The sequence below is a fragment of the Streptomyces sp. NPDC007929 genome, assembly GCF_042959065.1.
Lineage (GTDB): Bacteria > Actinomycetota > Actinomycetes > Streptomycetales > Streptomycetaceae > Streptomyces.
The window spans coordinates 478763-503382 of record NZ_JBIBKD010000004.1 but is presented as its reverse complement, the minus strand read 5'-3'; the positions used below and the strand labels follow the sequence as shown (position 1 = coordinate 503382).

The 24620-nt window shown below is 72.0% G+C and carries 25 protein-coding genes; 6 read left to right on the top strand and 19 right to left on the bottom strand.

Translation table 11 applies throughout. The features are described from left to right. Nucleotides 1–2: 2 nt before the first annotated feature. From ispG to ACFZDE_RS15770, 16 genes are all read right to left on the bottom strand, one after another. Entirely contained in the window at nt 3–1160 is a 1158-nt protein-coding gene (gene ispG / locus ACFZDE_RS15845) for a flavodoxin-dependent (E)-4-hydroxy-3-methylbut-2-enyl-diphosphate synthase (RefSeq protein ID WP_390996015.1), read from the bottom strand. Nucleotides 1161–1164: 4 nt separating this feature from the next. Next, nucleotides 1165–2187 (bottom strand): adenosyl-hopene transferase HpnH, encoded by a 1023-nt coding sequence (hpnH, locus tag ACFZDE_RS15840; protein WP_189588126.1) that lies wholly within the window; start codon nt 2185–2187, stop codon nt 1165–1167. A gap of 5 nt (nt 2188–2192) precedes the next feature. Further along, complete coding sequence (locus ACFZDE_RS15835; protein WP_390996010.1) at nt 2193–2834, bottom strand: 1-hydroxy-2-methyl-2-butenyl 4-diphosphate reductase; 642 nt, start codon at nt 2832–2834, stop codon at nt 2193–2195. Further along, on the bottom strand, nt 2831–4891 hold the full coding sequence (shc, locus tag ACFZDE_RS15830) for a squalene--hopene cyclase (RefSeq protein ID WP_391200251.1): 2061 nt from the start codon (nt 4889–4891) through the stop codon (nt 2831–2833). Before shc ends, ACFZDE_RS15835 begins: the two co-directional genes overlap by 4 nt. 122 nt (nt 4892–5013) lie before the next feature. Beyond that, nucleotides 5014–6147 (bottom strand): polyprenyl synthetase family protein, encoded by a 1134-nt coding sequence (locus ACFZDE_RS15825; protein WP_391200511.1) that lies wholly within the window; start codon nt 6145–6147, stop codon nt 5014–5016. Further along, entirely contained in the window at nt 6147–7550 is a 1404-nt protein-coding gene (gene hpnE / locus ACFZDE_RS15820; RefSeq protein ID WP_390996004.1) for a hydroxysqualene dehydroxylase HpnE, read from the bottom strand. Before hpnE ends, ACFZDE_RS15825 begins: the two co-directional genes overlap by 1 nt. Next, nucleotides 7547–7681, bottom strand: coding sequence for a DUF6380 family protein (locus ACFZDE_RS15815; RefSeq protein ID WP_391200510.1), 135 nt, complete (start codon nt 7679–7681; stop codon nt 7547–7549). Before ACFZDE_RS15815 ends, hpnE begins: the two co-directional genes overlap by 4 nt. Nucleotides 7682–7689: 8 nt before the next feature. Beyond that, on the bottom strand, nt 7690–8640 hold the full coding sequence (gene hpnD / locus ACFZDE_RS15810) for a presqualene diphosphate synthase HpnD (RefSeq protein ID WP_390996001.1): 951 nt from the start codon (nt 8638–8640) through the stop codon (nt 7690–7692). Next, entirely contained in the window at nt 8637–9539 is a 903-nt protein-coding gene (gene hpnC, locus ACFZDE_RS15805) for a squalene synthase HpnC (RefSeq protein ID WP_391200250.1), read from the bottom strand. Before hpnC ends, hpnD begins: the two co-directional genes overlap by 4 nt. Nucleotides 9540–9900: 361 nt before the next feature. Then, nucleotides 9901–10680 carry an ATP-binding cassette domain-containing protein gene (locus tag ACFZDE_RS15800; RefSeq protein ID WP_390995996.1) on the bottom strand — a complete coding sequence of 260 codons (780 nt, stop codon included), beginning with the start codon at nt 10678–10680 and terminating at the stop codon, nt 9901–9903. After that, complete coding sequence (locus ACFZDE_RS15795; protein WP_390995993.1) at nt 10673–11602, bottom strand: ABC transporter permease; 930 nt, start codon at nt 11600–11602, stop codon at nt 10673–10675. The genes ACFZDE_RS15800 and ACFZDE_RS15795 overlap by 8 nt, the downstream gene beginning before the upstream one ends. Before the next feature lie 107 nt (nt 11603–11709). Then, complete coding sequence (locus tag ACFZDE_RS15790) at nt 11710–12582, bottom strand: glycosyltransferase (RefSeq protein ID WP_390996667.1); 873 nt, start codon at nt 12580–12582, stop codon at nt 11710–11712. 5 nt (nt 12583–12587) lie between these two features. Next, complete coding sequence (locus ACFZDE_RS15785) at nt 12588–13367, bottom strand: CDP-alcohol phosphatidyltransferase family protein (RefSeq protein WP_266464645.1); 780 nt, start codon at nt 13365–13367, stop codon at nt 12588–12590. Continuing rightward, nucleotides 13345–14406 (bottom strand): iron-containing alcohol dehydrogenase, encoded by a 1062-nt coding sequence (locus ACFZDE_RS15780; RefSeq protein ID WP_391200248.1) that lies wholly within the window; start codon nt 14404–14406, stop codon nt 13345–13347. Before ACFZDE_RS15780 ends, ACFZDE_RS15785 begins: the two co-directional genes overlap by 23 nt. Further along, complete coding sequence (locus tag ACFZDE_RS15775; RefSeq protein WP_390995986.1) at nt 14394–15146, bottom strand: sugar phosphate nucleotidyltransferase; 753 nt, start codon at nt 15144–15146, stop codon at nt 14394–14396. Before ACFZDE_RS15775 ends, ACFZDE_RS15780 begins: the two co-directional genes overlap by 13 nt. Continuing rightward, nucleotides 15143–16957 carry a DUF5941 domain-containing protein gene (locus ACFZDE_RS15770; protein WP_391200247.1) on the bottom strand — a complete coding sequence of 605 codons (1815 nt, stop codon included), beginning with the start codon at nt 16955–16957 and terminating at the stop codon, nt 15143–15145. The genes ACFZDE_RS15775 and ACFZDE_RS15770 overlap by 4 nt, the downstream gene beginning before the upstream one ends. Nucleotides 16958–17236: 279 nt before the next feature. Here ACFZDE_RS15770 and galE point away from each other — a divergent pair, with 279 nt between their 5' ends. From galE to idi, 3 genes are all read left to right on the top strand, one after another. After that, nucleotides 17237–18208, top strand: coding sequence for a UDP-glucose 4-epimerase GalE (gene galE, locus ACFZDE_RS15765; RefSeq protein ID WP_391200246.1), 972 nt, complete (start codon nt 17237–17239; stop codon nt 18206–18208). 146 nt (nt 18209–18354) lie between these two features. Continuing rightward, nucleotides 18355–19290 carry a cation diffusion facilitator family transporter gene (locus ACFZDE_RS15760; RefSeq protein ID WP_390995978.1) on the top strand — a complete coding sequence of 312 codons (936 nt, stop codon included), beginning with the start codon at nt 18355–18357 and terminating at the stop codon, nt 19288–19290. 331 nt (nt 19291–19621) lie between these two features. Beyond that, complete coding sequence (gene idi / locus ACFZDE_RS15755) at nt 19622–20215, top strand: isopentenyl-diphosphate Delta-isomerase (RefSeq protein WP_142157065.1); 594 nt, start codon at nt 19622–19624, stop codon at nt 20213–20215. A 25-nt stretch (nt 20216–20240) separates the two neighbouring features. Here the strand turns inward: idi and ACFZDE_RS15750 are convergent, their stop codons facing one another. Beyond that, nucleotides 20241–20747, bottom strand: a complete 507-nt coding sequence (locus ACFZDE_RS15750; protein ID WP_390996665.1) for an ATP-binding protein — start codon at nt 20745–20747, stop codon at nt 20241–20243. A 218-nt stretch (nt 20748–20965) separates the two neighbouring features. On the opposite strand from ACFZDE_RS15750, the gene ACFZDE_RS15745 reads away from it, so the two are divergent. After that, nucleotides 20966–21721 carry an enoyl-CoA hydratase-related protein gene (locus tag ACFZDE_RS15745; RefSeq protein ID WP_390995973.1) on the top strand — a complete coding sequence of 252 codons (756 nt, stop codon included), beginning with the start codon at nt 20966–20968 and terminating at the stop codon, nt 21719–21721. Here ACFZDE_RS15745 and ACFZDE_RS15740 read toward each other — a convergent pair. Together ACFZDE_RS15740 and ACFZDE_RS15735 are read right to left on the bottom strand one after the other, a co-directional pair. Then, the gene (locus ACFZDE_RS15740; protein WP_391200245.1) at nt 21708–22343 is read right to left on the bottom strand and encodes a DJ-1/PfpI family protein; all 636 of its coding nucleotides are present in this window, start codon (nt 22341–22343) and stop codon (nt 21708–21710) included. The genes ACFZDE_RS15745 and ACFZDE_RS15740 overlap by 14 nt on opposite strands. 77 nt (nt 22344–22420) lie before the next feature. Further along, entirely contained in the window at nt 22421–23380 is a 960-nt protein-coding gene (locus ACFZDE_RS15735; protein ID WP_391200244.1) for a DJ-1/PfpI family protein, read from the bottom strand. Nucleotides 23381–23510: 130 nt separating this feature from the next. Here ACFZDE_RS15735 and ACFZDE_RS15730 point away from each other — a divergent pair, with 130 nt between their 5' ends. Together ACFZDE_RS15730 and ACFZDE_RS15725 are read left to right on the top strand one after the other, a co-directional pair. Next, complete coding sequence (locus ACFZDE_RS15730) at nt 23511–24386, top strand: hypothetical protein (RefSeq protein ID WP_390995964.1); 876 nt, start codon at nt 23511–23513, stop codon at nt 24384–24386. A 66-nt stretch (nt 24387–24452) separates the two neighbouring features. After that, nucleotides 24453–24584, top strand: coding sequence for an LPFR motif small protein (locus ACFZDE_RS15725; protein WP_252100478.1), 132 nt, complete (start codon nt 24453–24455; stop codon nt 24582–24584). Nucleotides 24585–24620: the final 36 nt, after the last annotated feature.

Below are 24620 nucleotides of genomic sequence, written 5' to 3'. Positions count from 1 at the left end.
GCTCAGCTCACGGTGACGGCGGGCTCCCCCGACCCCACGCCGTCCTGCTCCATCTGCTCGGCGATCTTCATCGCCTCTTCGATCAGCGTCTCGACGATCTTGGATTCGGGGACGGTCTTGATGACCTCGCCCTTGACGAAGATCTGGCCCTTGCCGTTGCCGGAGGCGACCCCGAGATCGGCCTCCCGTGCCTCGCCGGGGCCGTTGACCACACACCCCATGACGGCGACCCGCAGCGGCACCTCCATGCCGTCCAGTCCTGCGGTGACCTCCTCGGCGAGCTTGTAGACGTCGACCTGGGCGCGGCCGCAGGACGGGCACGACACGATCTCCAGCCTGCGCTCCTTGAGTCCGAGTGACTGAAGGATCTGGATGCCGACCTTGACCTCCTCGGCCGGCGGCGCCGAGAGCGAGACGCGGATCGTGTCGCCGATGCCCCGCGAGAGCAGCGCCCCGAACGCCACCGCCGACTTGATGGTGCCCTGGAAGGCCGGGCCGGCCTCCGTCACGCCCAGGTGCAGCGGGTAGTCGCAACTCTCGGCGAGCTGCCGGTACGCCTCGATCATGACGACCGGGTCGTTGTGCTTGACGGAGATCTTGATGTCGCGGAAGCCGTGCTCCTCGAACAGGGACGCCTCCCACAGCGCGCTCTCCACGAGCGCCTCCGGGGTGGCCTTGCCGTACTTCTGGAGCAGGCGCCGGTCCAGTGACCCGGCGTTGACGCCGATCCGGATCGGGGTGCCGTGGTCCTTCGCGGCCTGGGCGATCTCCTTGACCCGGTCGTCGAACTGCTTGATGTTGCCCGGGTTGACGCGGACCGCCGCGCAGCCGGCCTCGATGGCCGCGAACACGTACTTCGGCTGGAAGTGGATGTCCGCGATGACCGGGATCTGCGACTTGCGGGCGATGGTGGCCAGGGCGTCCGCGTCGTCCTGCGTGGGGCAGGCGACCCGGACGATCTGGCAGCCGGACGCGGTCAGTTCGGCGATCTGCTGCAGCGTGGCACCGACGTCGGACGTGCGGGTCGTCGTCATCGACTGCACGGAGACCGGGGCCCCTCCCCCGACCGGCACCGGGCCGACCTGGATCCGGCGCGAGAGGCGCCGCTCGGCGATCGGCCGGGCCGGCACCTCGGGGACGCCCAGCGAGACAGCGGTCATGTCATCACTCCCGGTTCCCGGAGACCGTCTCGCGCATGGCGCGCAGCGACTCCTTCAGCGATCCCATGGTGGCGAGGACGGCGGTGGGCTCGTAGCCGCAGTGCGCCATGCAGTTGGCGCAGCGCGGGTCCTTGCCGCGGCCGTACTTGTCCCAGTCGGTGTCCTCGACCAGCTCCCGGTACGTCGGGACGTACCCGTCGCTCATCAGGTAGCAGGGGCGCTGCCAGCCGAAGAGCGAGTAGTTCGGGATCGCCCACGCGGTGCAGGGGAAGTCGACCTTGCCCTCCAGGAAGTCCAGGAAGAGCGGGGAGTGGTTGAGCCGCCAGCGCCGCCGGTTGCCGCCGGAGAAGGCCTTCTTGAACAGCTCGCGGGTCTGTTCCACGCCGAGGAAGTGCTCCTGGTCGGGGGCCTTCTCGTAGGCGTAGGCGGGCGAGATCATCATCTCGTCGACCTTGAGGTCGTCGTTGAGGAAGTTCAGCACCTCGATGATGGTCTGCGGGGTGTCGGTGTTGAAGAAGGTCGAGTTGGTCGTGACCCGGAAGCCGCGCCGCTTGGCCTCCTTGATCGCCTCCACCGCCTCGTCGAACACGCCCTCCTTGGCGACCGACTCGTCGTGCCGCTCGCGCAGGCCGTCGATGTGCACCGCGAAGGCGAAGTAGGGCGACGGCGTGAACTTGTCCATCTTCTTGCGCAGCAGCATCGCGTTGGTGCAGAGGAAGACGTACTTCCGCTTGGCCACCAGCTGGCGGACGATCTCGTCGATCTGCGGGTGCATCAGCGGCTCGCCGCCGGCGATGGACACCATCGGGGCGCCGGACTCCATGACCGCCCCGACGGCCTGGGCCACCGGCATCCGCTGCTTGAGCACCCCGGCCGGATGCTGGATCTTGCCGCACCCCTCGCATTTGAGGTTGCAGGCGAACAGCGGCTCCAGCTCGACGATCAGCGGGAACTTGTCCCGGCGGCGGATCTTCTGTTCAGCCAAGTATGTAGCGACCTTGATGGACTGTCGGAGCGGCATGGCCATCTGGCTCACCTCCTGGGGAGCAGCGAGGAACGGTGCCATTCGAAGAAAGCGGGAAGGACGGAACGAAGAACACGGAAAGCTGATATTCCACCGCGCACCGTGCCGATCCGGACGAGTTCATGTTCAGGAGCGTCCACGACCACCCGGACGGCCGCAACCGGGCGCTCGCCCGCCCGCACGGCGCTCAGGAGCGTGACGGCGGACTCCATGTCGACCGCGATCGCGCCGGTGGCGCGCAGAGCGGCCCGTTCGGGGCCGCGTACGACGTGGTCGGAGCCGGTCAGCGGCCCGGTGTGCACGGTACGGCCGGGCAGCGCGCGGGTCAGTTCCCGCACCAGCAGCCCGGTCCCGACACACCGGGTCGTGCCGCGCGGGTCGCGGGTCTCCTCGGCGACGACGAGATCGCCGGGGTGCATGCCGGGTGCGAGGCCCGCGCAGAAGCCGGTGGCGAGGACGGCGGCGTCACGCAGGGCCGGGTCGGCCAGCATGCGGGTGACGGCCCGCTCGGCGGCGGCGGGACCCATGCCCGTCCGCAGGACCGTGACCGGCCCGTCGGCCCCGCTCCGGCCGCCCGCGCGCAGGGCGAACTGCTCGATGCCGAGCGCACAGGCGATCAGCAGCGGGACCGGGGCGACAGTCGCGCTCATCCGGTCCCCTCGGCCTCGGTGAGTGGCGTCCCGGCCCCGCTCCCCCGCGGCTCGTCGGCCGTCGCGCTTCCCCGCAGCCGGTCCGCGAAGGGCTCGCCGTGCAGGTACCGGCCGAGCGCGGTGAGCGGGAACACCTGCCGGTAGAGGTGGTAGTTGATCGAGAAGTCCCACGGGAAGCCCGTCCCCGTGAAGTACGGCTCGTCCCAGGAGCCGTCCGCCCGCTGTGTCGTCGCGAGCCACTCCACGCCGCGCTCGACGGCCTTGGCGTCTCGCTCCCCCGCCGCGAGCAGGGCCATCAGCGCCCACGCCGTCTGCGAGGCGGTCGAGGCGCCCCGGCCGCTCCACTCCTTGACGTCCCGGTAGGAGCGCAGGTCCTCGCCCCAGCCGCCGTCGTCGTTCTGCACCGACTCCAGCCAGGTCACGGCCCGCCGGATCGCCGGGTGCGCGGCCGGGAGGCCGGCGGCGGTCAGGGCGGGGACGACGGACCCGGTGCCGTAGACGTAGTTGACGCCCCAGCGCCCGAACCACGAGCCGTCCGGTTCCTGCTCGGCGAGCAGCCACTCGACGCCGCGGCGGGTGCGCGGGTCGTGGGCGAGTCCCTCCACCGCGAGCATCTCGACGACGTGCGCGGTGACGTCGGCGGAGGGCGGGTCGATGACCTCGCCGAAGTCGCAGAACGGCAGCCGGTTGGGGAAGGGGCTGGTGTTGTCGACGTCGAAGGCGGCCCAGGCGCCGTTCCTCGACTGCATGCCGAGCGTCCAGCGCGTACCGCGCCCGATCGCCCTCTCCATCCGCTCCGGGTCGGGGTGGGCGATCCGGCGCAGCGCGAGGATCACCTCGGCGGTGTCGTCGATGTCCGGGTAGTTGTCGTTGTGGAACTCGAACGCCCAGCCCCCGGGCGGCAGTCCGGGGCGTTTGACGGACCAGTCGCCGGGCCGGACGATCTCCTCGCCCAGCATCCAGTCGGCCGCCTTGACCAACTGCGGGTGGTCGGCGGGCAGTCCGGCGTCGACGAGGGCGATCGCGGCCAGGCACGTGTCCCACACCGGCGACTGGCAGGCCTCGATCATCCGGGCGCCGTCCTCGCGCCACACGGCGAACCGGTCCAGGGACGCCAGCCCCTCGCGCATCACCGGGTGCTGGAGGTCGTAGCCGAGCAGGTGCAGGGCGATGACGGAGTACACGGCGGGGGGCTGGATGCCGCCCCAGCAGCCGTCGTTCTCCTGCCGCTCGATGATCCAGCGGGCGGCGCTGTTCATGGCGGCCCTGCGCAGTCCGCGCGGGGCGATCTTCCGCAGGGCGTGCAGGCCCCTGTCCATCCGCTGGAAAGCGCCGTCCCAACTGAACGGCGAGGCCAGGGGCTTGGACGGGTTGGGCCGCTGCGGGTCGGTGTGCAGCTCGTCGAGCGAGAAGGGCGCGGGGCGCACCGGCCGCTTCGCGGAGACGATCGTCAGCGGGACGATGGTCTGCCGCGCCCAGCAGCCGAAGTCGTAGATGTTGAGCGGCACCCACTTCGGGAAGAAGACCAGCTCCGGCGGGAGTTCGGGGAGGTCCTCCCACTTCCACCAGCCGAACAGGGCCAGCCAGATCCGGGTGAAGACCCGGGCGGCGGCGATGCCGCCCCGCGCCCGGATCCAGGCGGAGGCCCGGGCCATGTGCGGGGCGTCGGGGGCGTCACCGGCCAGGCGGAGGGCGACGTACGCCTCGATGGTGGCGGACAGGTCGCCCGGTCCGCCGTAGAAGGTGGCCCAGGCGCCGTCCTCGCCCTGCTCGCCGCGGATGAAGAGGGCGGCGGCCCGCGTGGTCTCCTCGTCACGGATGCCGAGGAACTGACGGAGCAGCAGGTCCTCGGCGTCCATCGTGACGTTGGTCTCTAGGTCGCCCTTCCACCAGCCCTCGGCGTCCTGGAGGGAGAGCAGGAAATCGGTGGCACGCCGGGCGGCGCGTGCGGCGGCTTCCGGTACCCCGGCCGCCCCGGGGATGTGCGTGTCGGTGTCGCTGGCCGCGGCGGCGCGGGGTGGCAGGGCCCCGGTGCTTCCGTCGGTCGTCGCTGTCATGGCTTCCCCTTCGTGCAGTGGTGCATGGTGTGCAGCTGCTGTGGGTCCGCCGTCGGCCGGTGCTCCGAGATGACTCGCGGCACCGGCCGGCGACTACGCGAGGGTTATTCGGCCGATAGTGATCATCTCTTCCGTACGACGACGAAGTCCGCGAGGGCCGTGAACTGCTCCCGCACCTGGTCGGGCATGTCGACGGTGTCGAGGGCTTCGATGGCGATGGTGTGCTGACGGCGTGCCTCTTCGGCGGTCCACTCGCGACCGCCGGCCTGTTCGATGAGGGCGGCGCGGGCCGCGAACTCCTCCTCGGAGAAGTTCTCGAAGTCGTGGGCCTTGGCGTCGGCGGCGAGGATCTCGCCGAGCCGCTCGGAGGCCGGGCCGTCCGCCGCGAGGGCGGCCACGACCGGCAGGGACTTCTTGCGCTGGCGCAGGTCGCTCCAGGTCTGCTTGCCGGTGGAGACCGGGTCGCCCCAGATGCCGAGCAAGTCGTCGACGGCCTGGAAGGCGAGGCCCAGGTGGTAGCCGTACTTCTCGAGGGTGTCGGCGGTGTGGTCGTCGGCGCCGCCGAGGACCGCGCCGATGGAGCTGGCGCAGGCGAGCAGGGCGCCGGTCTTGTTGCCCTCCATCTCCAGGCACTCCTCGACGCTGACGCGGTCGCGGTGCTCGTAGGAGATGTCCTGGGCCTGACCGTCGATCAGGGCGCGGGTGGCGGTGGTCAGACGGCGGGTGGCGCGGCCGGCCTCGACGGTGCCGAGTTCGAGGAGCATCTCGTTGGCGAGGGCGAACAGGGCGTCGCCGACCAGGATGGCCTGGGCGGGGCCGTGCACCTTCCAGACCGTGTCGCGGTGACGGCGCTGCTCGTCGCCGTCCATGAGGTCGTCGTGGAGGAGGGAGAAGTTGTGGACGAGCTCCACGGCGACGGCGCCGGGGATGCCGGTCTCGGGGGCGGCCGACATGACCTCGGCGGACAGCACCGCGAGGGCGGGGCGCACGGCCTTGCCGCCGTCCCCCTCCGCGGGCCTGCCCTGGGCGTCGATCCAGCCGAAGTGGTAGGCGGCAACAGTGTCCATGGGAGGTGCCAGGCGGTCGATGGCCGCCCGCAGTACCGGAGTGGCCAGGGTCCGGCCGCGCTCCAGCAGCGCGGTCACGTCCACCGCCTCGGCAGTCTTCGAGGCCGGGGGCACAGTGGGCACAGTCTCTCCTCTTGTTGCGGTACCGGGGGTGCGGGGGCCGCCTGCCGCGCCGGCCTGAGCCGGCATCATGCCGCCTCCTCGAACTCGAAGAGGGCTTGCGGACGGGGCCGGCCCAGGGCGCCCAGCACGGCGTCCGCCGCGCTCACACCACTGCGGACCGCACTCTCCATGGTCGCGGGCCACCCGGTGGCGGTCCACGCTCCGGCCAGCCAGAGGCCGGATGCCTTGGTGCGGGCGCGGGGCCGGAGGCGCCCGACGCCGGGGGTGGGAGCGAACGTGGCGGTGCGCTCCCGGGTGACGAAGAAGTCCCTCACGCCGGCGCCGCGGGCCAGGGGCAGCAGCCGCTCCAGCTCGGGCAGGTACCGCTCGCGCAGTACGGCCACGGGCTCGTCGATCTCGTCCTGGGCGACCGACTGCGACAGGGCGAGGTACTGGCCCTCGCGCAGCCCGGAGGCGTCGGTACGGTCGAAGACCCACTGCACGGGGCTGCCCAGGGCGGCGAAGAACGGCCGGCCGAGCACCTTGCGGTCGTACACCACATGGACGTTGAGGATCGGCGCGGTGCCGATCTCCAGCAGCCGCTCGGGCGCGTCGAGGGCGCCCGCCGGCAGCAGGTCGTACGCCTCGCGCTGGGGTACGGCGAGGACCACCGCGTCGGCCTCCAGCGTCTCGCCGGGTACCCGGACGGTCCACCGCCCGTCCGCGCTCGCGTGGAGCGAGGTGACGCGGGTGCGCAGTTCGGTGCGGACACCGGCCGAGTCGAGTGCCTTGCGGGCCAGCCCGTCGTGCAGGTCGCCCAGCGGCACCCGGGCCCAGCCGATGTCGGCGGCGCCCGGGTCGGACAGCAGACCGGTCTTGAAGACCATCGCGGCGAGCGCCAGGGAGGCGTCGGAGGCGACCGCGTTGAGAGTGGCGATCCCGACCAGGTCCCACAGGGCCTCGACGGCGCGTGTGGACTGGCCGTGCGCGGCGAGCCAGCTGCCGAAGTCCTGGGTGTCCAGCGCCGGGTCGGCGAGGTCGAGCCCCTTGAGCGCGAGGGCGGCCCGGCCCACCTTGGCGCGGTCGGCGAGCGAGAGGTGCGGGTAGGTGGCGAGGCTGCGCCCGAGGTGCAGCGGCACGGGCAGGGCGTCCCTGCGGAGCCTGCCGAGGCGGCGCCCCTCGGGCCGGGCGAGGTCGAGGACGGGTACGTCGAGCCGGTCCTGCAGCGGGGCCAGCGCCGCGCCCTCGATGCGGTCGAGGAACCAGCGGTAGGCGGTGCAGCAGCGCAGGTAGACGTGCTGGCCGTTGTCGACGGTGAGTTCGCCGCGCCGGAAGGAGAAGGCCAGACCGCCGAGTCGCGGCCTGCCCTCCAGCAGGGTGACGCGCACTCCGGCGTCGGCGAGCGCGAGCGCGGTGGTGACACCGGCGAGCCCGCCGCCCACCACGACGGTGTGCCCCGCCGGCCTTCCGGGCCTTGTGCCGTGGGTCATCGCGCGCCCTCCCCCGGGGCCGGAGCGTGCTGCCCGAACGGTGCACGACCGGCCGTCTGTGTCAGGGACGCGGCCCCGCGCCGGAGGGTTGCCCGCCGCTTTCCGCCGACGGCGGCGTCGGTGCCCCGCACACGCGCCCTCACACACGCCTCCTGACGGTCCGCCGGGTCACGTGCCGGGCGTCGAGACCGGACAGCCCGCGCACGGCGACGTAGGCCTTCTCCCGCCCGGGCAGGGAGACCCGGCCGCGCAGCACGGCCTCCGGGTCGCGCTCGATGCGGTCGAGGAGGCGGCGGTAGATGCCGGCCATGGCGGCGACGCAGGCGCCGCTGCGCCGGTCGAGCATGGGGAGCAGCCGGTAGCCCTCGGCGAACAGGGCGCGGGCCCGTCGCACTTCGAAGTGCACCAGGCCCGCGAAGTCGGAGCCCTCCGGCGGCCGCGGCCCGCTGAAGCCGGCCGAGCAGCCGAACTTGGCGAGATCGTCGGCGGGCAGATAGGTCCGCCCGTCCACGGCGTCCTCGCGGACGTCTCTGAGGATGTTGGTGAGCTGGAGCGCCAGCCCGAGCGTGTCCGCGTACTCCGGCGCGCGGTCCACGCCACGCGCCCCCGGTTCGGTGCCGAAGACGCCGAGCGAGAGACGCCCGATGGCGCCCGCGACGCAGCGGCAGTAGACCTTCAGGTCGTCCCAGGTCTCATAGGTCTCGCCGCGGACGTCCATCAGGACGCCGTCGATGAGCTCGTCCAGGCCGCCGAGCGGGATCGGGAAGTGCCCGGCGGCGTGCGCCAGGGCGACCGCGACCGGGTCGGTGTCGTCCTCGCCGACCTCGTCCTCGCGGATCCGGGTGAGCAGCGCCCGGGTCTCCTCCAGCCTGGCCGTCTTGACGTCGTCGGCGAGCGCGCCGTCCCCGATGTCGTCGACCCGCCGCGAGAACGCGTACAGCGCCGACATCGCGCGGCGCTGCGGCGTCGGCAGCAGCCGGATGCCGTAGGCGAAGTTGCGGGCCTGCCGCCCGGTGACGGCCTCGCAGTAGCTGTAGGCGGCGAGTACCGGTGGGGACGCGTGTGGTTCCGGCTCCACGGTCCGGATCACCCCTCTCCTCGCAGAGTCACGCCCACCTCACGCAGCAACCGGAGCTTGCCGGGCTTGGGCGGGCCGGGAAGTACGTCGTAGTCGGCGGCGGCGATCGCGTGGACCGCCGCCCTTCCCCCCGCCACGAACCCCGCGAGCAGCAGCTTCAGCCTGCCGTGGACGCTACCCACCAGGGGGGCGCCTTCATTCAGGAGATCCGTGGCCCTTTGCGCTTCGTACGCAATCAGCGCACGGACCGACGCTCCGGCGGATTTCGTGGCGAGATCGGCTTCCTGGACGTGGAAGCGTTTCAGGTCGGCCGCGGGCAGGTAGACGCGGTCGCGGCCCAGGTCCTCGGCGACGTCCTGGAGGTGCTCGACGATCTGCAGGGCCGTGCAGATCATGTCGGAGAGGCGGATCCGCTCGGGGGTCGAGGTACCGGTGACGGCGAGGACGAGGCGGCCGACGGGGTTGGCGGAGAGCTCGCAGTAGGCGAGCAGGTCGTCGTAGGTCTCGTAACGGCCGACCAGCTGGTCCTGGCGGTTGGCGGCGATCAGGCCGAGGAACGGCTCGGGCGTCAGCGAGCAGCGGCGCACGGTCGGCTGGAGGCGGCGCAGCAGGGGATGACGCGGGGTCCCGTCGAAGACGCGGCGCAGATCGGCCTCGAAAGCGTCCAGCAGGACCAGGCGGTCCTCGGCCGCCTGCTCGGACACCCCGAGCAGCCGGGCGTCGGCGCCGCCGGGGGCGAGGTCGCCGTCGCCGATGTCGTCGACCAGGCGGGCGAAGCCGTAGACGGCCATGAGGTCGGTGCGCCAGGCCCGGGGCAGGAAGAAGGGGGCCACCGGGAAGTTCTCGCCGGCGGCCTTGTCGAGCGTGCCGCGCTCCGCGTCGAGGGGGCGCGTCGTGCCGGTTCCCGTCACCGTGGGCTGCCCGGCGCGGGGACGGCACGTGCTGCGTGGAGCTGGGGAGTTTCCGTAGCCATCGCCGTCACATCTCCCGTTCTACACTGCCGACCCAATACACACTATTTCGGACACGCCGCCCAGCCGTCCGCACGGTGGTCCGACGGGCGGTGTCGCGCATTATTGCCCTGATTGCCGTGTTTAGGGACCGGTACAGCTTACGTTGTACAACGCGACACGGTTCCTCAGGGTGTTCCGACACCTCACGAGAACACACCGATTGGCCCCAAGATTCCTGAGATGGGCCGGAGTTGACGTTTCCTTTGCAGACGCCGGGCCCCGCCGGAGCAGTTCCGTCGGGGCCCTGGCCGAATCCGGACTACTTGCCCGTGAACTTCTCGTACTCCTTGAGCACCTCGTCGGTGGGGCCGTCCATGCGCAGCTCGCCGCGCTCCAGCCACAGGACGCGGTCACAGGTGTCCCGGATGGACTTGTTGTTGTGGCTGACCAGGAACACCGTGCCGGCTTCCTTGCGCAGCTCCCGGATGCGGTCCTCGGAGCGCTTCTGGAACTTGCGGTCACCCGTCGCCAGCGCCTCGTCGATCATCAGGACGTCGTGGTCCTTGGCCGCCGCGATGGAGAAGCGGAGCCGGGCCGCCATGCCGGAGGAGTATGTGCGCATCGGCAGGGTGATGAAGTCGCCCTTCTCGTTGATGCCGGAGAAGTCGACGATCTCCTGGTAGCGCTCCTTGATCTCCTCGCGGGACATGCCCATGGCGAGCCCGCCCAATATGACGTTCCGTTCGCCGGTGAGGTCGTTCATCAGGGCCGCGTTGACACCGAGCAGCGAGGGCTGGCCGTCGGTGTAGACCTTGCCCTGCTCGGCGGGGAGCAGACCGGCGATGGCCCGCAGCAGGGTCGACTTGCCGGAGCCGTTGGAGCCGATCAGGCCGATGGCCTCACCGCGGTACGCCACGAAGGAGACCCCGCGCACGGCGTGCACCTTGCGCACGCCCCGCTCCTCGCCGCGCTTGATGATGCGGCTGAGGGCGGCGGTGGCGCTGCCCTTTCCGGTCTTGGCGCCGTTGACGCGGTAGACGATGTGCAGGTCGTCCGCGACGACGGTGGGGATGCGTGTGTCCTGTCGCTGCTCAGCCACGGCCGTACCGCTCCTCCGCCTTCCAGAAGTACACGAAGCCGCCGATGGCGAACAGCACGGCCCAGCCGCCCGCGGCCGCCCAGACGTGGTCGGGCAGGTACGACGAGTCGTACTCGTCGATCAGGGCGAAGCGCATCAGGTCCATGTAGATCGCGGCGGGGTTCCACTGCAGGACGTTCGCGATCCACTCGGGCTTGCCCTCCAGGAAGATCGGGATGGAGAACATCACCCCGGACGCGTACATCCACGTCCGCATCACGAACGGCATCAGCTGCGCGAGGTCGGGGGTCTTGGCGCCCGCCCGGGCCATGATCAGCGCGAGGCCGGTGTTGAAGCAGAACTGCAGGACCAGCACCGGCACGATCAGCAGCCAGGACAGGTCCGGGTAGTGGCCGAAGCCGACCGCGATGGCGAACAGCACGATCATCGAGAACATCAGCTGCTGGAGCTGCTGGAGCGCGAAGGAGATCGGCAGTGAGGCGCGCGGGAAGTGCAGGGCCCGGACCAGGCCGAGGTTGCCGGAGATCGCGCGCACGCCGGCCATCACCGAGCTCTGCGTGAAGGTGAACACGAACACGCCCGTGACCAGGAACGGGATGTACACCTCGCGGGGCAGGCCCCGGTCGGCCTCCAGGAGCAGGCCGAAGATGAAGAAGTAGACGGCCGCGTTGAGCAGCGGTGTGGCCACCTGCCACAGCTGGCCGAGCTTGGCCTGGCTGTACTGGGCGGTCAGCTTCGCCCGGGAGAAGGCGAGGATGAAGTGCCGCCGGTCCCAGAGCTGACGGACGTACTCGATGAGGGTCGGCCGGGCGCCGCTCACGGTGAGCCCGTGCTTGGCGGCGAGTTCCCTCGCCGTGAGGCCCTCGTCGGGCGCCGCGGGCGCGCTCATCGCGACCGTGGCGTCGTGCGTTGTCTCACTCACTAGTGGAAACTTTCGTCTTCGAGATGCTCGGCCTGTTGCCGGGTCCGGCATGAACCGGGGCCAGCGTACGGCCCGCGGGCTCCCGGGTTCTCCCGGCTACGAGCTTGTCAGATGACGGGGGGCCGGCCCAGCCGGGTCAGCCGCCACACCGTACGCCACTTCATGGGCCGCCGGGGACCGCACGAGGTGGTCCAGCCCTCACGGAATCCGCCGAGCCAGGCGCGCAGCGCACTGCCGGAGGGGCGGCGTACCAGGGTGAGCAGCAGCCACACACCGAGGTAGACCGGGACGAGGGGCGCGGGGAGGTTGCGGCGGGCCAGCCAGACGCGGTTGCGGGCGACCATGCGGTGGTAGACCGCGTGCCGCGAGGGCGCGGTCGTCGGGTGGTACAGCACCATGTCGGACCGGTAGTCGATCATCCAGCCCGCGTCAAGGGCCCGCCAGGCCAGGTCGGTCTCCTCGTGGGCGTAGAAGAACTCGTCCGGGAGGCCGCCGACGTCGGCGAACACGCGGGTGCGGACGGCGTTGGCGCCGCCCAGGAAAGTGGTCACCCGCGATGAGCGCATCGGGTCGGCCGCGCGCAGCCGGGGCACGTGGCGGCGCTGGGTGACGCCGGTCTCGGGGTCGGCTATGCGGAAACTCACGATGCCGAGCTTCGGGTCGGCCTCGAAGGCCTTGCGGCACAGCTCGGCGGTGTCGTGGCTCGCGAGCAGTCCGTCGTCGTCCAGGAAGAGCAGGACGTCGACGTCCCGGCCGGCCGGGCCGAAGGCCTCGATGCCGACGTTGCGGCCGCCGGGGATGCCGAGGTTCTCGGGCAGCTCGATGGTGCGGACGCCCTCGGGGACGTCCGGGACGGGCGAGCCGTTGCCGACGACGACCACCTCGACCGGGTCGCCGTCCTGCTTGGCGACGGAGTCGAGCAGGGCGCGCAACTCCTCGGGCCGATTGCCCATGGTGATGATGACGGCGCCGACCTTCATGGGGCTCACTTCAGCCTGCTCGACGCGAGGATGGACACCAGGTGCAGCAGGGTCTGCACCAGCGCGATGCCGGCGAGCACGGCGACGCCGAGCCGGGAGAAGAACAGGTCGCCGCGGACCTGGTCGACGACGGCCAGCGCGAGGATCAGCAGGGACGCCTCGATGCCGAGGATGAGGCGGTGGAAGTTCAGGGCGGCGGCGGCCTTGCGGGCCAGCGCCATGCCGGAGGAGCGCATCTCGGCGGCGGCCTCCTTGACCGGGGGCTTGCCGGCCTGGTGCCGGGCGACGCCGACGAGGTCGGTCTCCGCCTTGATCAGGATGGCGCCGAGGGCGGCCAGGGTGCCGAGGAAGGCCCACAGCCAGTCGATGCGCCCGCTGCCCCACAGGTCGGCGGCGCGCAGGCCGAAGCCGGTGAGCACGGCGGCGTCGGTGAGGTAGGCGCCGACGCGGTCGAGGTAGACGCCGTTGAGGGAGTACTGCTTCTTCCAGCGCGCGATCTCGCCGTCGACGCAGTCCAGCAGCAGGTACATCTGGACGCACACCACGCCCAGCACGGCGCCCGCGATCCCCGGCACGAGCAGTGCCGGGGCCGCGAGCACACCGAAGACGGTCATCAGGTACGTGAGCTGGTTGGGCGTGACCCTGGTGTTCACCAGGTAGCGGTCGACCCGCAGGGACACCTCACGCATGTAGAGGCGTCCCATCCAGTGCTCACCGCTGCGCCGGTCCTTCACCCCCGGGGGGTGAACGACGGGGCGGAGTTCAGCTACCGATGGCCTTGACATAGTCGGCGTAGATGTCCTTGATCTGTTCGGTGTTCAGGTCGAGGTGTTCGAGGATGGTGTAGCGGCCGGGGCGGGTCTCCGGGGCGAACTCGACGGCCTTGACGAACTCGTCGTCCGTGAAGCCGATCTCCTGGGGCAGTACCGGCAGCTCGTGCCGGCGCAGCACCTCGGCCATGTACGCGGACTCCTCGTGTGCACCGCGCAGCCACATCGCGAAGGCCGCGCCCAGTCCGCACTGCTCGCCGTGGGGGGCGGCGCGCTTGGGGAACAGCAGGTCGAAGGCGTGGTTGATCTCGTGGCAGGACCCGGAGGCAGGCCGTGAGTCACCCGAGATCGACATCGCGACGCCGGTGAGGACGAGCGCCTCGGCCAGTACCTGGAGGAAGCCGTTGTCGCCGACTCCCGCCGGGTGCCGGAGCACCGCCTCGCCCGCCTGGCGGGCCATGGCGGCGGCCAGTCCGTCGATCTTCTCGCCGTTGACGCGGTGGGACAGTTCCCAGTCCGCGATCGAGTTGATGTTGGAGATCGCGTCACCGATGCCCGCGCGCACGAAGCGCGCCGGGGCCTCGCGGATGACGTCCAGGTCGATGACGACCGCGATCGGGTTGGGCACGCCGTAGGAGCCGCGGCCGGCGTCGTTGTCGAGGGTGGCGACCGGCGAGCACAGGCCGTCGTGCGCGAGGTTCGTCGGCACGGCGACCAGGGGCAGGCCGACGCGTGCCGCGGCGAACTTGGCGCAGTCGATGATCTTGCCGCCGCCGAGGCCGACGACCGCGTCGTAGTGGCCGGCCTTTATGTCGCTCGCCAGCCGGACGGCGTCGTCGAGGGTGCCGCCGCCGACCTCGTACCAGGTGGCGCCGGGCATGCTCGGCGCGATGCGCTCGCGCAGCCGGGCGCCCGAGCCGCCGCTGACGGCGACGGCGAGGCGGCCGGAGTGCGAGATGCGCTCGTCGGCGAGGACGCAGGCCAGGTCGTCGAGGGCACCGGGGCGGATGTCGACGACGAGCGGCGAGGGGATGAGCCGGGTCAGTACTGGCACGCGATCTCCCGTCCGCGGGCGAGGTCGTCGTGGTTGTCGATCTCCACCCACTTGACGTCGCCGATCGGCGCCACGTCGATGCGGAAGCCGCGGTTGACCAGCTCCTGGTAGCCGTGCTCGTAGAACTGCTGCGGGTCGGTCTCCCACACGGCCTTGAGGGCGTCGGCCAGCTCGGGGGCGGCGTCGCCCTCGATGAGGGTGACACCGATGTACTCACCGGTGGCCTCGGCGGGGTCCATCAGCTTGGTGATCTTCGTCATGCCCTTCTCGGGGTCGACGACGACCTTCATCTCCTCGTCCGCGAGGTCCTTGACCGTGTCGAGGGCGAGGATGATCTTCTTGCCGTCGCCGCGGGCGGCGAGCAGCGTCTTCTCGACGGAGACCGGGTGGACGGTGTCGCCGTTGGCGAGGATCACCCCGTCCTTGAGGGCGTCACGCCCGCACCACAGGGAGTAGGCGTTGTTCCACTCCTCGGCCTTGTCGTTGTCGATGAGGGTGAGCTTGAGGCCGTACTTCGCCTCCAGCGCCTCCTTGCGCGCGTACACGGCTTCCTTGCGGTAGCCGACGATGATCGCGACCTCGGTGAGACCGATCTCGGCGAAGTTGCCGAGGGTCAGGTCGAGGACCGTGGGTTCGCCTTCTATGCCCGCGGGGCCCACCGGCACCAGTGCCTTGGGGAGGCTGTCGGTGTAGGGACGCAGACGCCGTCCGGCGCCGGCCGCGAGCACGAGGCCGATCATGCGGTTTCTCCTTCATCGTGTACGGCGGGTGCGCCGCCCTGGTGGGCGCCGACCCAGAAGCGGATGCTCTCGACGAGCACCACGAGGGCCACTGCCACGGCCAGTGCCGTGAGCGCGACCTTGAACTGCGAGGCGGTGAGCAGCGCGGCGAGGACGGTGACGAGCAGCGTCCGCCCTTCGTGTCCTCCGAGGGAGCGCACCAGCCAGGCCGGGGGCGCTCCCGCGTCGCCGCGGATGCGGTAGACGGTGTCGTAGTGATGGTAGGCGACCGCGGCCACCAGCCCGAAGGCCGCGGGGAGGGCCCCGTTCACGTCCGCCTTGGCCGCGAGGACCAGGATCGTGCCGTACTCGGCGGCGCGGAGGATCGGGGGGACCAGCCAGTCGAGGGCGCCCTTGAGGGGCCGGCCGACGGCGAGGCCCGAGGTCAGGGCGTAGCCGAGGGCCGCGACGACCGGCCAGGGGCCGCCGAAGCCGGTCAGCGCCGAGGTGAGGACGACGGCCAGAGCGCCGAGCAGGGCGAGAGCGGGGGCGGTGAAGCCCGGCAGTCCGCGGGCGGACTTCTTGAGCGCCTCCGCGACCCCCTGGGCGAGGGGGCCGCTGTCGGCGAGGTCGGCCAGGGCGCCGGCCGCCCGGTCGGTCCGCCTGGCCTTGCGCGTCAGGGACCGCAGCACCCGCCCCGCCGTCGTGTACGTGGCGGCGAAGGCGCAGCCGATGAGCAGCGCGTAGAAGGTGATCCGGGGCGTGGTGAGCGCCGTCAGCACCGCGATCATCGCCCAGCGCTCGCCGATGGGCAGGACGATCATCCGGCGGACCCAGACCGTCCAGCCGACGCTGTCGAGCTTGTCGGAGAGGGCGGCGGTGGGGCTTGTGTTGGCGGTGGCGTCGTGGTTGGCCTCGTTGAAGGAGAAGTCCACGACGTGCCGGCAGGTCTGCAGGACCATGGCGCCGAGAGCGAGGGCCCACACGTCGTCGCCGCCGCGCGCGGCTCCGAGGGCGAGGCCCGCGTAGTAGGCGTACTCCTTGGCCCGGTCGAAGGTGGCGTCCAGCCAGGCGCCGAGCGTGGAGTACTGCAGGGAGTAGCGGGCGAGCTGGCCGTCGGTGCAGTCCAGTACGAAGGACGCGATCAGCAGGACGCCGGCCGCGACGAAGCCGCCGCGGGTGCCGGTGGCCGCGCAGCCGGCCGCTATGAGGGCGGTGATCAGCGAGGCGGTGGTGACCTGGTTCGGGGTCAGGCCGCGGCGGGCGCACCAGCGGGCGATGTAGCGGGAGTAGGGGCTGATGCAGTAGGTGGTGAAGAAGCCGTCGCGGGCCTTCACGGCCGACTTCAGGCGGACGGCCTCGTCGTCGACGTCCGCCACCGCCTGGCGTGCCTCGTTGCGGGCCTGCGGGTCGGCGGGGACGGCGGCGACCAGGCTGCCCAGTTCGGGGCGGTGCGCGCCGGTGCCGTCGGCGTCGAGGGCGGCCAGGACGCGGTCGGCGAGGCTGTCGACCAGGGTGGTGCCGGCGCCGGCGGAGGTCTCGCGGGCCATCGCCCGGGTCAGGGCCTGGCGACCGGCGGGCTGGGCGCTGACGGCGCCGGGGATTCCGGCGAGCGGGAAGCGCGGGTCGGTGAGGCCGAGGCGCAGCGCGTGCACGTGCCCCACGAAACGGGCGTCGACCAGGGCGACCCGCTGGTCGCCCGGCACCTCCGCGAGGAGGGTCTCGGCCTCGGCGGCGTCGGCGGCGATCCGCAGCTCGAACCCGAGGGATCGCAGGTCGGCCTCGATCGACGATCCGGGGACCGGCTGGCCGGTGAGGATGGCGGTCGACAACCGAATTCACTCCCTGGGTACCGACGCGTCCGCGGCGGTGATGTGCATGGTGGGGGCGCCTTCTCCGGTGGCTCCCGGGCGGCATGTCGGCAGAGGCTATCGGATGCCGGGAAGGCCGCGTTCACCGCCCGTTCGGCGGATGGATCGACGTGGTTCGCGCGAGCCCTTGCCGCGATCATCATCGGGGATCCGGGGGCCGCCCCACAAACCGCGCCCCTCCTATGCGGACATCGGGGACATTGCGCGGGCGGTCACCGGGTCCGCATAGGGTGGGCGACCATGACATGGCTGATCACCGGCGGTGCCGGCTATATCGGAGCACATGTGGCCAGGGCCATGGCCGAGGCCGGGGAGCGCGTCCTCGCCCTGGACGACCTGTCGGCCGGAGTGCCCGCGCGGCTCCCGGCGGAGGTGCCGCTGGTGCGGGGTTCCTCCCTGGACGGGGAGCTGCTGAAGCGGGTCTTCACCGAGCACGGTGTGACGGGGGTGGTGCACCTCGCGGCGCGCAAGCAGGTCGCCGAGTCGGTCGCGCTGCCCACGCGCTACTACCGGGAGAACGTCGGCGGTCTGGCGACCCTGCTGGAGGCGGTCGCGGCGGCCGGGATCGAGCGGTTCGTGTTCTCCTCGTCGGCGGCCGTGTACGGCGACCCGGGTGTGGACCTCATCACGGAGGACACGCCCTGCGCGCCGGTGAACCCGTACGGCGAGACCAAGCTCGCCGGGGAGTGGCTGGTGCGGGCGGCCGGAGAGGCGCACGGGATCTCCACCGTATGTCTGCGCTATTTCAACGTGGCGGGCGCCGCCGCGCCGGAACTCGCCGACACCGGGGTGTTCAACATCGTCCCGATGGTCTTCGACCGGCTCACGCGCGGCGAGGCGCCGCGGATCTTCGGCGACGACTACCCGACGCCGGACGGCACCTGCGTCCGTGACTACATCCACGTCGCCGACCTGGCCGAGGCCCATCTGGCGGCGGCCCGGCGGCTGGCGGGCGGCGGGGTCACGGGCGATCTGACGGTCAACATCGGCCGCGGCGAGGGCGTGTCGGTCCGCGAGCTGATCACCGTCATCGGGGAGGTCACCGGCGACCGGCGCCCCCCGCTCGTCGAGGCGCGCCGCCCCGGCGACGCCCCGCGGGCGGTGGCGTCGGCCACCCGGGCGGCCGCGGAGCTCGGCTGGACGGCCCGGCGCGGGGTGCGCGAGATGACCGAGTCCGCCTGGCGCGGCTGGCTGCTGCACCACGGTTCCTGACCCGCCGAACCGCCCTGACCTGCGCATCGTTTGTGCAGGTCAGGGCACATGACAACGGTGTTCAGTGCCGCGTTGCACATACCCCCTCCCCGTAGTTCACTGGGGTGCCCGGGCACGATCACGCGGACACAGGAGGCGGACTTCTCATGGGGGCTGGGCACGATCACGGGCATGCGCACGGCGCGGCCGGCGGTACGGCGACCTCGGCGTACCGCGGCAGGCTGCGGGCGGCGCTGGCGATCACGCTCGGCATCGTGGTCGTGCAGATCGTCGGCGGTGCGCTCGCCGACTCGCTCGCCCTCGTCGCGGACTCGGCGCACATGGCGACCGACGCCCTGGGCCTCGGCATGGCGCTGCTCGCGATCCACTTCGCGAACCGGCCGCCCAGCGAGCGGGCCACCTTCGGCTACGCCCGCGCCGAGATCCTCGCGGCCCTGGCCAACTGTCTGCTGCTGCTCGGGGCCGGCGGGTACGTCGTCTACGAGTCGGTCCAGCGCTTCATCACACCGGCCGAGACCGAGGGCCGGCTGGCGCTGCTGTTCGGCGCGATCGGCCTGGTCGCGAACCTGGTGTCGCTGTCGCTGCTGATGCGCGGGCAGAAGGAGAGCCTGAACGTGCGCGGCGCGTTCCTGGAGGTCGCGGCGGACGCCCTCGGTTCGGTCACGGTGATCGTCTCGTCAGTGGTGATCATGCTCACGGGCTGGCAGGCCGCCGACCCGATCGCCTCGCTCGTGATCGCACTGATGATCGCGCCCCGGACCTGGAAGCTGCTGCGCGAGACGCTGTCGGTGCTGCTGGAGGCCGCTCCGAAGGGCGTCGACATGGCGGAGGTCCGGTCGCACATCCTGGCCACGGACGGGGTCGAGGACGTCCATGACCTGCATGCCTGGACCATCACCTCCGGCATGCCCGTGCTGTCGGCGCACGTGGTCGTCAGCTCGGAGGCCCTGAACGCGATAGGCCACGAGAAGATGCTCCACGAGCTCCAGGGCTGCCTCGGCGACCACTTCGACGTGGAGCACTGCACCTTCCAGCTGGAGCCGGTCGGGCACGCCCAGCACGAGGCGCGGCTCTGCCACTGACGTGGGTGGCGAGGGGCGCGTGAGTCGGCGGGGGTGTGTGATCGGCGGGGGCGCATGCGACGAGCAGTCGCGGGCGCACGGGGCCGGGAGTGCGCCGGGGAACGCAAACCTCCGCCGTAAGTCCGCGTCCTGAGCCCCACAGGCCTGGTGGGGACGATTTTCCGCCGGTCCGGCCGGGCACGCTCATCTACCGGGTCCCTTTCCCGGCGTCGGACCGGTGCCGGCCGCGGTCCGCGTCACCGCGCGGGACATGCGGGCGTGCCGCGAAGTGCCGGGAGTGCCGGATTCGTACGGCAGACTTGGGGCGCGAAGACCGATGTGAAGGATGGGTATGCCGATCACACCTGCCACCGCGACGCACAACCCGTCGAACGGCACCGCAGACGCGATTTTGCTGGAACTGGTCGACGAGGACGGCGTGACGATCGGCACCGCGGAGAAGCTCGCCGCCCACCAGCCGCCCGGGCAGCTGCACCGCGCGTTCTCCGTGTTCCTCTTCGACGAATACGGCCGGCTGCTGCTCCAGCAGCGCGCGCTGGGCAAGTACCACTCCCCCGGCGTGTGGTCCAACACCTGCTGCGGCCACCCCTACCCGGGCGAGGCGCCCTTCGCGGCGGCGGCGCGGCGCACCTTCGAGGAGCTGGGCGCCTCCCCGTCCCTGCTGGCCGAGGCGGGCACGGTCCGCTACAACCACCCGGACCCGGAGTCCGGTCTGGTGGAGCAGGAGTACAACCACCTCTTCGTCGGCATGGTGCAGGCCGTGGTGCGGCCGGACCCGGAGGAGGTGGCGTCGACGGTGTTCGTGACCCCGCCGGAGCTGGCGGAGCGGCACGCCAAGGACACCTTCTCGGCCTGGTTCATGACCGTCCTGGACGCGGCTCGGCCGGCGATCAGGGAGCTGACGGGTCCGTCCGCCGGCTGGTGAGCCGGGCGCCGGCGGGGCGGGAGCGTCAGGCGTAGCGCGCGGGTTTGAGCGGCAGGGCGGCCCAGATCACCTTGCCGCCGCTCGCGGTGTACTCCACCTCGCACCGGCCGCCCGCCTCCCGGGTGATCTCGCGCACCAGGAGCAGTCCGCGTCCGCCGGTGCGGCCGTGGTCGGTCTCCAGGGCGGTGGGCCGGTACGGATGGTTGTCCTCCACGGACACCCGGAGCCACTCGGCGCCGACGGCCAGCTCGACCGCGACCGTCGGCGACAGCACCGCCGCGTGCTTCACGGCGTTCGTCACCAGCTCCGAGACGATCAGCAGCAGCCCCTGGGCCAGGTCGTCCGAGACGGGCACCCCCTGACGCAGCAGCAGGTCCCGCACGGCGTGCCGCGCCTGGGGGACCGAGGCCTCGACCGCCGGTGCGGTGAACCTCCAGACCCCTTCGTAGGGCAGCGGATCCGCGGGCCCGGGTCCGAGGGGCGCCGCGCCGCCCTCTGGGCGCGGGCCGAACCCACGCCCGTCGTCGTCCATCGTCCGGTCGCCACCCTCGCGCTCGATTGTCGCCACACCCCGAGTGTTGGTAACGATGCGCCTCGCACCCCGGGACTGAACAGAAGTCAGCAAGTATCGAGCACTTCTGACCGTTGGCGTATGACACGGTCAGTTGTGGGACTGGTCCTGTCCCTGTTGTGCCGTCTCGGCGAACTATTCGGGTTGTACGGGTTTGGCAGCCGGATAGCATCCGGCCCATGGAACCGCAGCTGGAGCACCGTGTGACCGACTCGGTCGCGACGGTCGTCATACGTCATCCCGAGAAGCGCAACGCCATGACGGCCGCGATGTGGCGCTCCCTGCCCCCACTGCTGGCGCGGCTCGCGGGGGACGCGGGGGTGCGGGCGCTCGTGCTGACCGGCGAGGGCCGGACGTTCTGCGCCGGGGCCGACATCTCGACGCTGCGGGGCTCGCCGGAGGAGGCGCAGGGGCTCGCCGTGCGGGCCGAGGAGGCGCTCGCGGCGTTCCCGAAGCCGACGCTGGCCGCGATCCGGGGGCACTGCGTGGGCGGCGGGGCGCAACTGGCGGCGGCCTGCGATCTGCGGTTCGCCGAGGAGGAGGCGCTGTTCGGGGTGACGCCCGCGAAGCTCGGCATCGTGTACCCGGCGTCCTCGACCCGGCGGCTGGTGTCCCTGGTGGGACCGGCCACCGCCAAGTACCTGCTGTTCTCGGGTGAGTTGATCGACGCGCGGCGGGCGCTGCGCACCGGCCTGGTGGACGAGGTGCTGCCGGAGGGCGAACTCGGCAAGCGGGTGGCGGAGTTCACCCGGGTGCTGGTGTCGCGCTCGCAGCTGACGCAGGCGGCGGCCAAGGAGTTCGCCGACGGCCGTACGGACCGGGACGCGCACTGGGCCGGGCAGGCACGCGGGAGCGGCGACACCGCTGAGGGTGTCGCCGCGTTCCTGGAGCGCCGGCAGCCGCGGTTCGGCTGGAGCGTGCCTACGTCAGGATGACGCCGGAGTGCTCGCGGACCAGTTCGACGAGATGCGCGGGGGCCTTCTCGGGTGATCCGGCGTCGTAGGGCGGCTGCGGGTCGTACTCGGTGGCGAGCTGGACGATCCGCGCGTGGTCGTCGCCCGCGATCCGGCCGAGCAGGGTGAGGCCCATGTCGATGCCGGAGGAGACACCGGCCGCGGTGACGTACTTGCCGTCGGTGACGACCCGCTCCCCCGTCGACTCGACTCCGTGGCGCTTCAGCTCCTCCAGGGCCAGCCAGTGGGAGGTCGCGCGGCGGCCCCGCAGGAGTCCGGCGGCGGCGAGCAGCAGGGAGCCGGTGCACACGGACGTGGTCCAGGTGCTGGTGGCGTCGGCGGCGCGCAGCCAGGTGAGCAGGGGCCCGTCCGGCGCCAGCGGGAGCGGGCCCGGGCCGCCGGGGACCACGATGACGTCGGGGTGCGGTACGTCGGCCAGGGTCCGGTCGGCGACGAGCGCGAGGTTCCCCGACTCGTTGCGCACGGGGCCGGCCTCCTCGGCGACGAAGACGGTCTCGGCGCCCGGGAGCCGGCTGAGGGTCTCGTAGGGGCCGATGGCGTCCAGGGCGGTGAAGCGGTCGTAGAGGGCGATGGCGATCTGCATCGGAACCTTTCGTCGGCTGTGGGCGGTGGTTGTTGGTACTCGTGGTGCTGTCGATGCTGTTGGTGCTGTCGATGGGTTCAGGGCGTGGTCGCGGGGCGGAAGCGGCGGCGGTACTCGGCCGGGGGCGTTCCGAGGGTGCGGACGAAGGCCCGGCGCATGGCCTCGGGGGTGCCGTAGCCGCTGGCGCGGGCGATCTCCTCGACGCCGTCGGCGGTGTCCTCCAGCAGGCGCCGGGCGTGTTCGAGGCGGACGCGGTCCACGTAGCGGCCCGGGGTCATGCCGGTCTCGGCACGGAAGGCGCGGGCGAAGTGGCGGGGTGAGAGGCGGGCACGGCCGGCGAGGGTGTCGACGCTGAGGTCCGCCTCGGGGTGGTCGGTGATCCAGCGCTGGACGTCCCGCAGGGGCTCGCGATGTGCGGTCTGAGCGGCGAGCTGGGCGCTGAACTGGGCCTGGTTGCCCGGGCGGCGCAGGAACACCACCAGGTGACGGGCGATCGTCAGGGCGGCGTCCCGGCCCAGGTCCTCCTCGACCAGGGCGAGGGCCAGGTCGATGCCGGCGGTGACACCGGCCGAGGTGGAGATGTGCCCGTCGCGTACGTAGACGGGGTCCGGGTCGATCTCGACGGCCGGGTGTTCGCGGGCGATCCGGTCGCAGTACGCCCAGTGCGTGGTCGCGCGGCGGCCGTCCAGCAGACCCGCCGCGGCGAGCACGGCGGCGCCGGTGCACACCGAGACCAGGCGGGCGGCGCGCGGCCCGCGCTCGCGCACCCAGTCCACCAGGCGGGGGTCGGGCCGCAGGCTGCCCGGCCCGCCGGGGACGAGGAGGATGTCCGGGTCCGCCGCGCCGGTCAGGGCCTCGTCGGGTACGAGGGTCAGGCCGCTGGTGGTGCGCACGGGCGCGCCGTCCAGGGAGGCGGTGCGGATCCGGTAGGCGCCCGGGGAGGTCCAGTCCGCGCCCGCGAAGACCTCCAGGGGGCCGGTGACGTCGAGACTCTGAAGGCCGTCGAAGAGGACGGCGAGAACCGTGCGAGGGGCCATGCCGTCGATTCTTCGCGGGACGCGGACATGGCCGCAAGGACGAGGACCCCACCTTTCCTGCCATCAGGGATGCGGCCTATCCGGTACGCGACCCTGGAGGACATACCAAGCGGTTGGTAACCTACCCGGCATGACGACTGCCGCCCTGGAGCCGCGCGCCGGCCGACGCTGCCACTCCATGCTCAACTCCCTGCACGCGACGCACTACTTCTCCCCCGACCTCGGGCGGGAGCTGGGCGCCCTCGGGGTCACCGATCCGCGTGCCGTCAACTTCGCCGTACGGGCCGCCGCCTTCGGAGCGGTCGGCGCCGGGCCGGTGGCGGCGGCCTTCTACAACTACAGGTACGAGCTGGTGGCCCGGCACGTGCCGGCGGTCTGGGAGACCGCGGCACCCGCGCAGGTCCTCGCGGCACGCACGCGTGCGGTCGACGCGACGCTGCGCCGCCTGCTCGGCGAACCGGCCCTGGCGTCGGCGGAGATGGCCGAGGCCGCGCGGCTCGCGCTGCGCGCCACCGAGGCCTGCTCGCGTGCGGCCCGCCCCCTGTACGCCGCCCACGCCGACCTGCCCGTGCCCGAGGATCCGCACCTGGCCTACTGGCACGCGGCGACCCTGCTGCGCGAGCACCGCGGCGACGGGCACCTGGCCGCCCTGATGTCCGCGGGTCTCGACGGCCTGGAGGCGATGGTGACCCACACGGCGACGGGCAAGGGCATGACCCCCCGCTGGGTGTGCGCCACCCGGGGCTGGAGCCGGGAGGACTGGAACGCGGCGACGGAGCGGCTGCGGGAGCGCGGGCTGCTGGACGCCTCCGGCGACCTCACCGAGCGGGGCGTCACCCTGCGCCGGGAGATCGAGGAGGAGACGGACCGCCTGGACCGTGCCCCGTACGAGCACCTGGGCCCGCAGGGCGTGGCACGGCTGACCGAGCTGGGCGGGGTGTTCGCGCAGACGGCGCTGGCGGCGGGGGCGTACCCGGCGGACCTGATCGGAAAGGGTGACGCATAGTGACGCGTCTGTGAGGTACCCGCTCTCCACCGGCCGTCGCGGCCGGAGTGGAGAAAGGGGAATTTCGTGTTCCGTGCAATCGCAGACGTGCTGCGCCAGATCGGCGGCGCCATCGCCACCGTCGTGACGCTTCCTTTCCGAGCCCTGGCCCGGCTGTTCGGCGGGGCCTCGTCCTCCACCCGCAGCCGCAGGGCCTGATCCGGATCCCGACCTGCCGGGAGCCGCCCTGATCCC

Coding starts and splice junctions, on each gene's coding strand:
- ispG (WP_390996015.1), bottom strand. CDS start 1,160: ATGACCGCTGTCTCGCTGGGCGTCCCCGAGGTGCCGGCCCGGCCGATC.
- hpnH (WP_189588126.1), bottom strand. CDS start 2,187: ATGGCCATGCCGCTCCGACAGTCCATCAAGGTCGCTACATACTTGGCT.
- ACFZDE_RS15835 (WP_390996010.1), bottom strand. CDS start 2,834: ATGAGCGCGACTGTCGCCCCGGTCCCGCTGCTGATCGCCTGTGCGCTC.
- shc (WP_391200251.1), bottom strand. CDS start 4,891: ATGACAGCGACGACCGACGGAAGCACCGGGGCCCTGCCACCCCGCGCC.
- ACFZDE_RS15825 (WP_391200511.1), bottom strand. CDS start 6,147: ATGCCGGCTCAGGCCGGCGCGGCAGGCGGCCCCCGCACCCCCGGTACC.
- hpnE (WP_390996004.1), bottom strand. CDS start 7,550: ATGACCCACGGCACAAGGCCCGGAAGGCCGGCGGGGCACACCGTCGTG.
- ACFZDE_RS15790 (WP_390996667.1), bottom strand. CDS start 12,582: ATGAAGGTCGGCGCCGTCATCATCACCATGGGCAATCGGCCCGAGGAG.
- ACFZDE_RS15785 (WP_266464645.1), bottom strand. CDS start 13,367: ATGTCAAGGCCATCGGTAGCTGAACTCCGCCCCGTCGTTCACCCCCCG.
- ACFZDE_RS15775 (WP_390995986.1), bottom strand. CDS start 15,146: ATGATCGGCCTCGTGCTCGCGGCCGGCGCCGGACGGCGTCTGCGTCCC.
- galE (WP_391200246.1), top strand. CDS start 17,237: ATGACATGGCTGATCACCGGCGGTGCCGGCTATATCGGAGCACATGTG.
- ACFZDE_RS15760 (WP_390995978.1), top strand. CDS start 18,355: ATGGGGGCTGGGCACGATCACGGGCATGCGCACGGCGCGGCCGGCGGT.
- idi (WP_142157065.1), top strand. CDS start 19,622: ATGCCGATCACACCTGCCACCGCGACGCACAACCCGTCGAACGGCACC.
- ACFZDE_RS15750 (WP_390996665.1), bottom strand. CDS start 20,747: ATGGACGACGACGGGCGTGGGTTCGGCCCGCGCCCAGAGGGCGGCGCG.
- ACFZDE_RS15745 (WP_390995973.1), top strand. CDS start 20,966: ATGGAACCGCAGCTGGAGCACCGTGTGACCGACTCGGTCGCGACGGTC.
- ACFZDE_RS15740 (WP_391200245.1), bottom strand. CDS start 22,343: ATGCAGATCGCCATCGCCCTCTACGACCGCTTCACCGCCCTGGACGCC.
- ACFZDE_RS15735 (WP_391200244.1), bottom strand. CDS start 23,380: ATGGCCCCTCGCACGGTTCTCGCCGTCCTCTTCGACGGCCTTCAGAGT.
- ACFZDE_RS15730 (WP_390995964.1), top strand. CDS start 23,511: ATGACGACTGCCGCCCTGGAGCCGCGCGCCGGCCGACGCTGCCACTCC.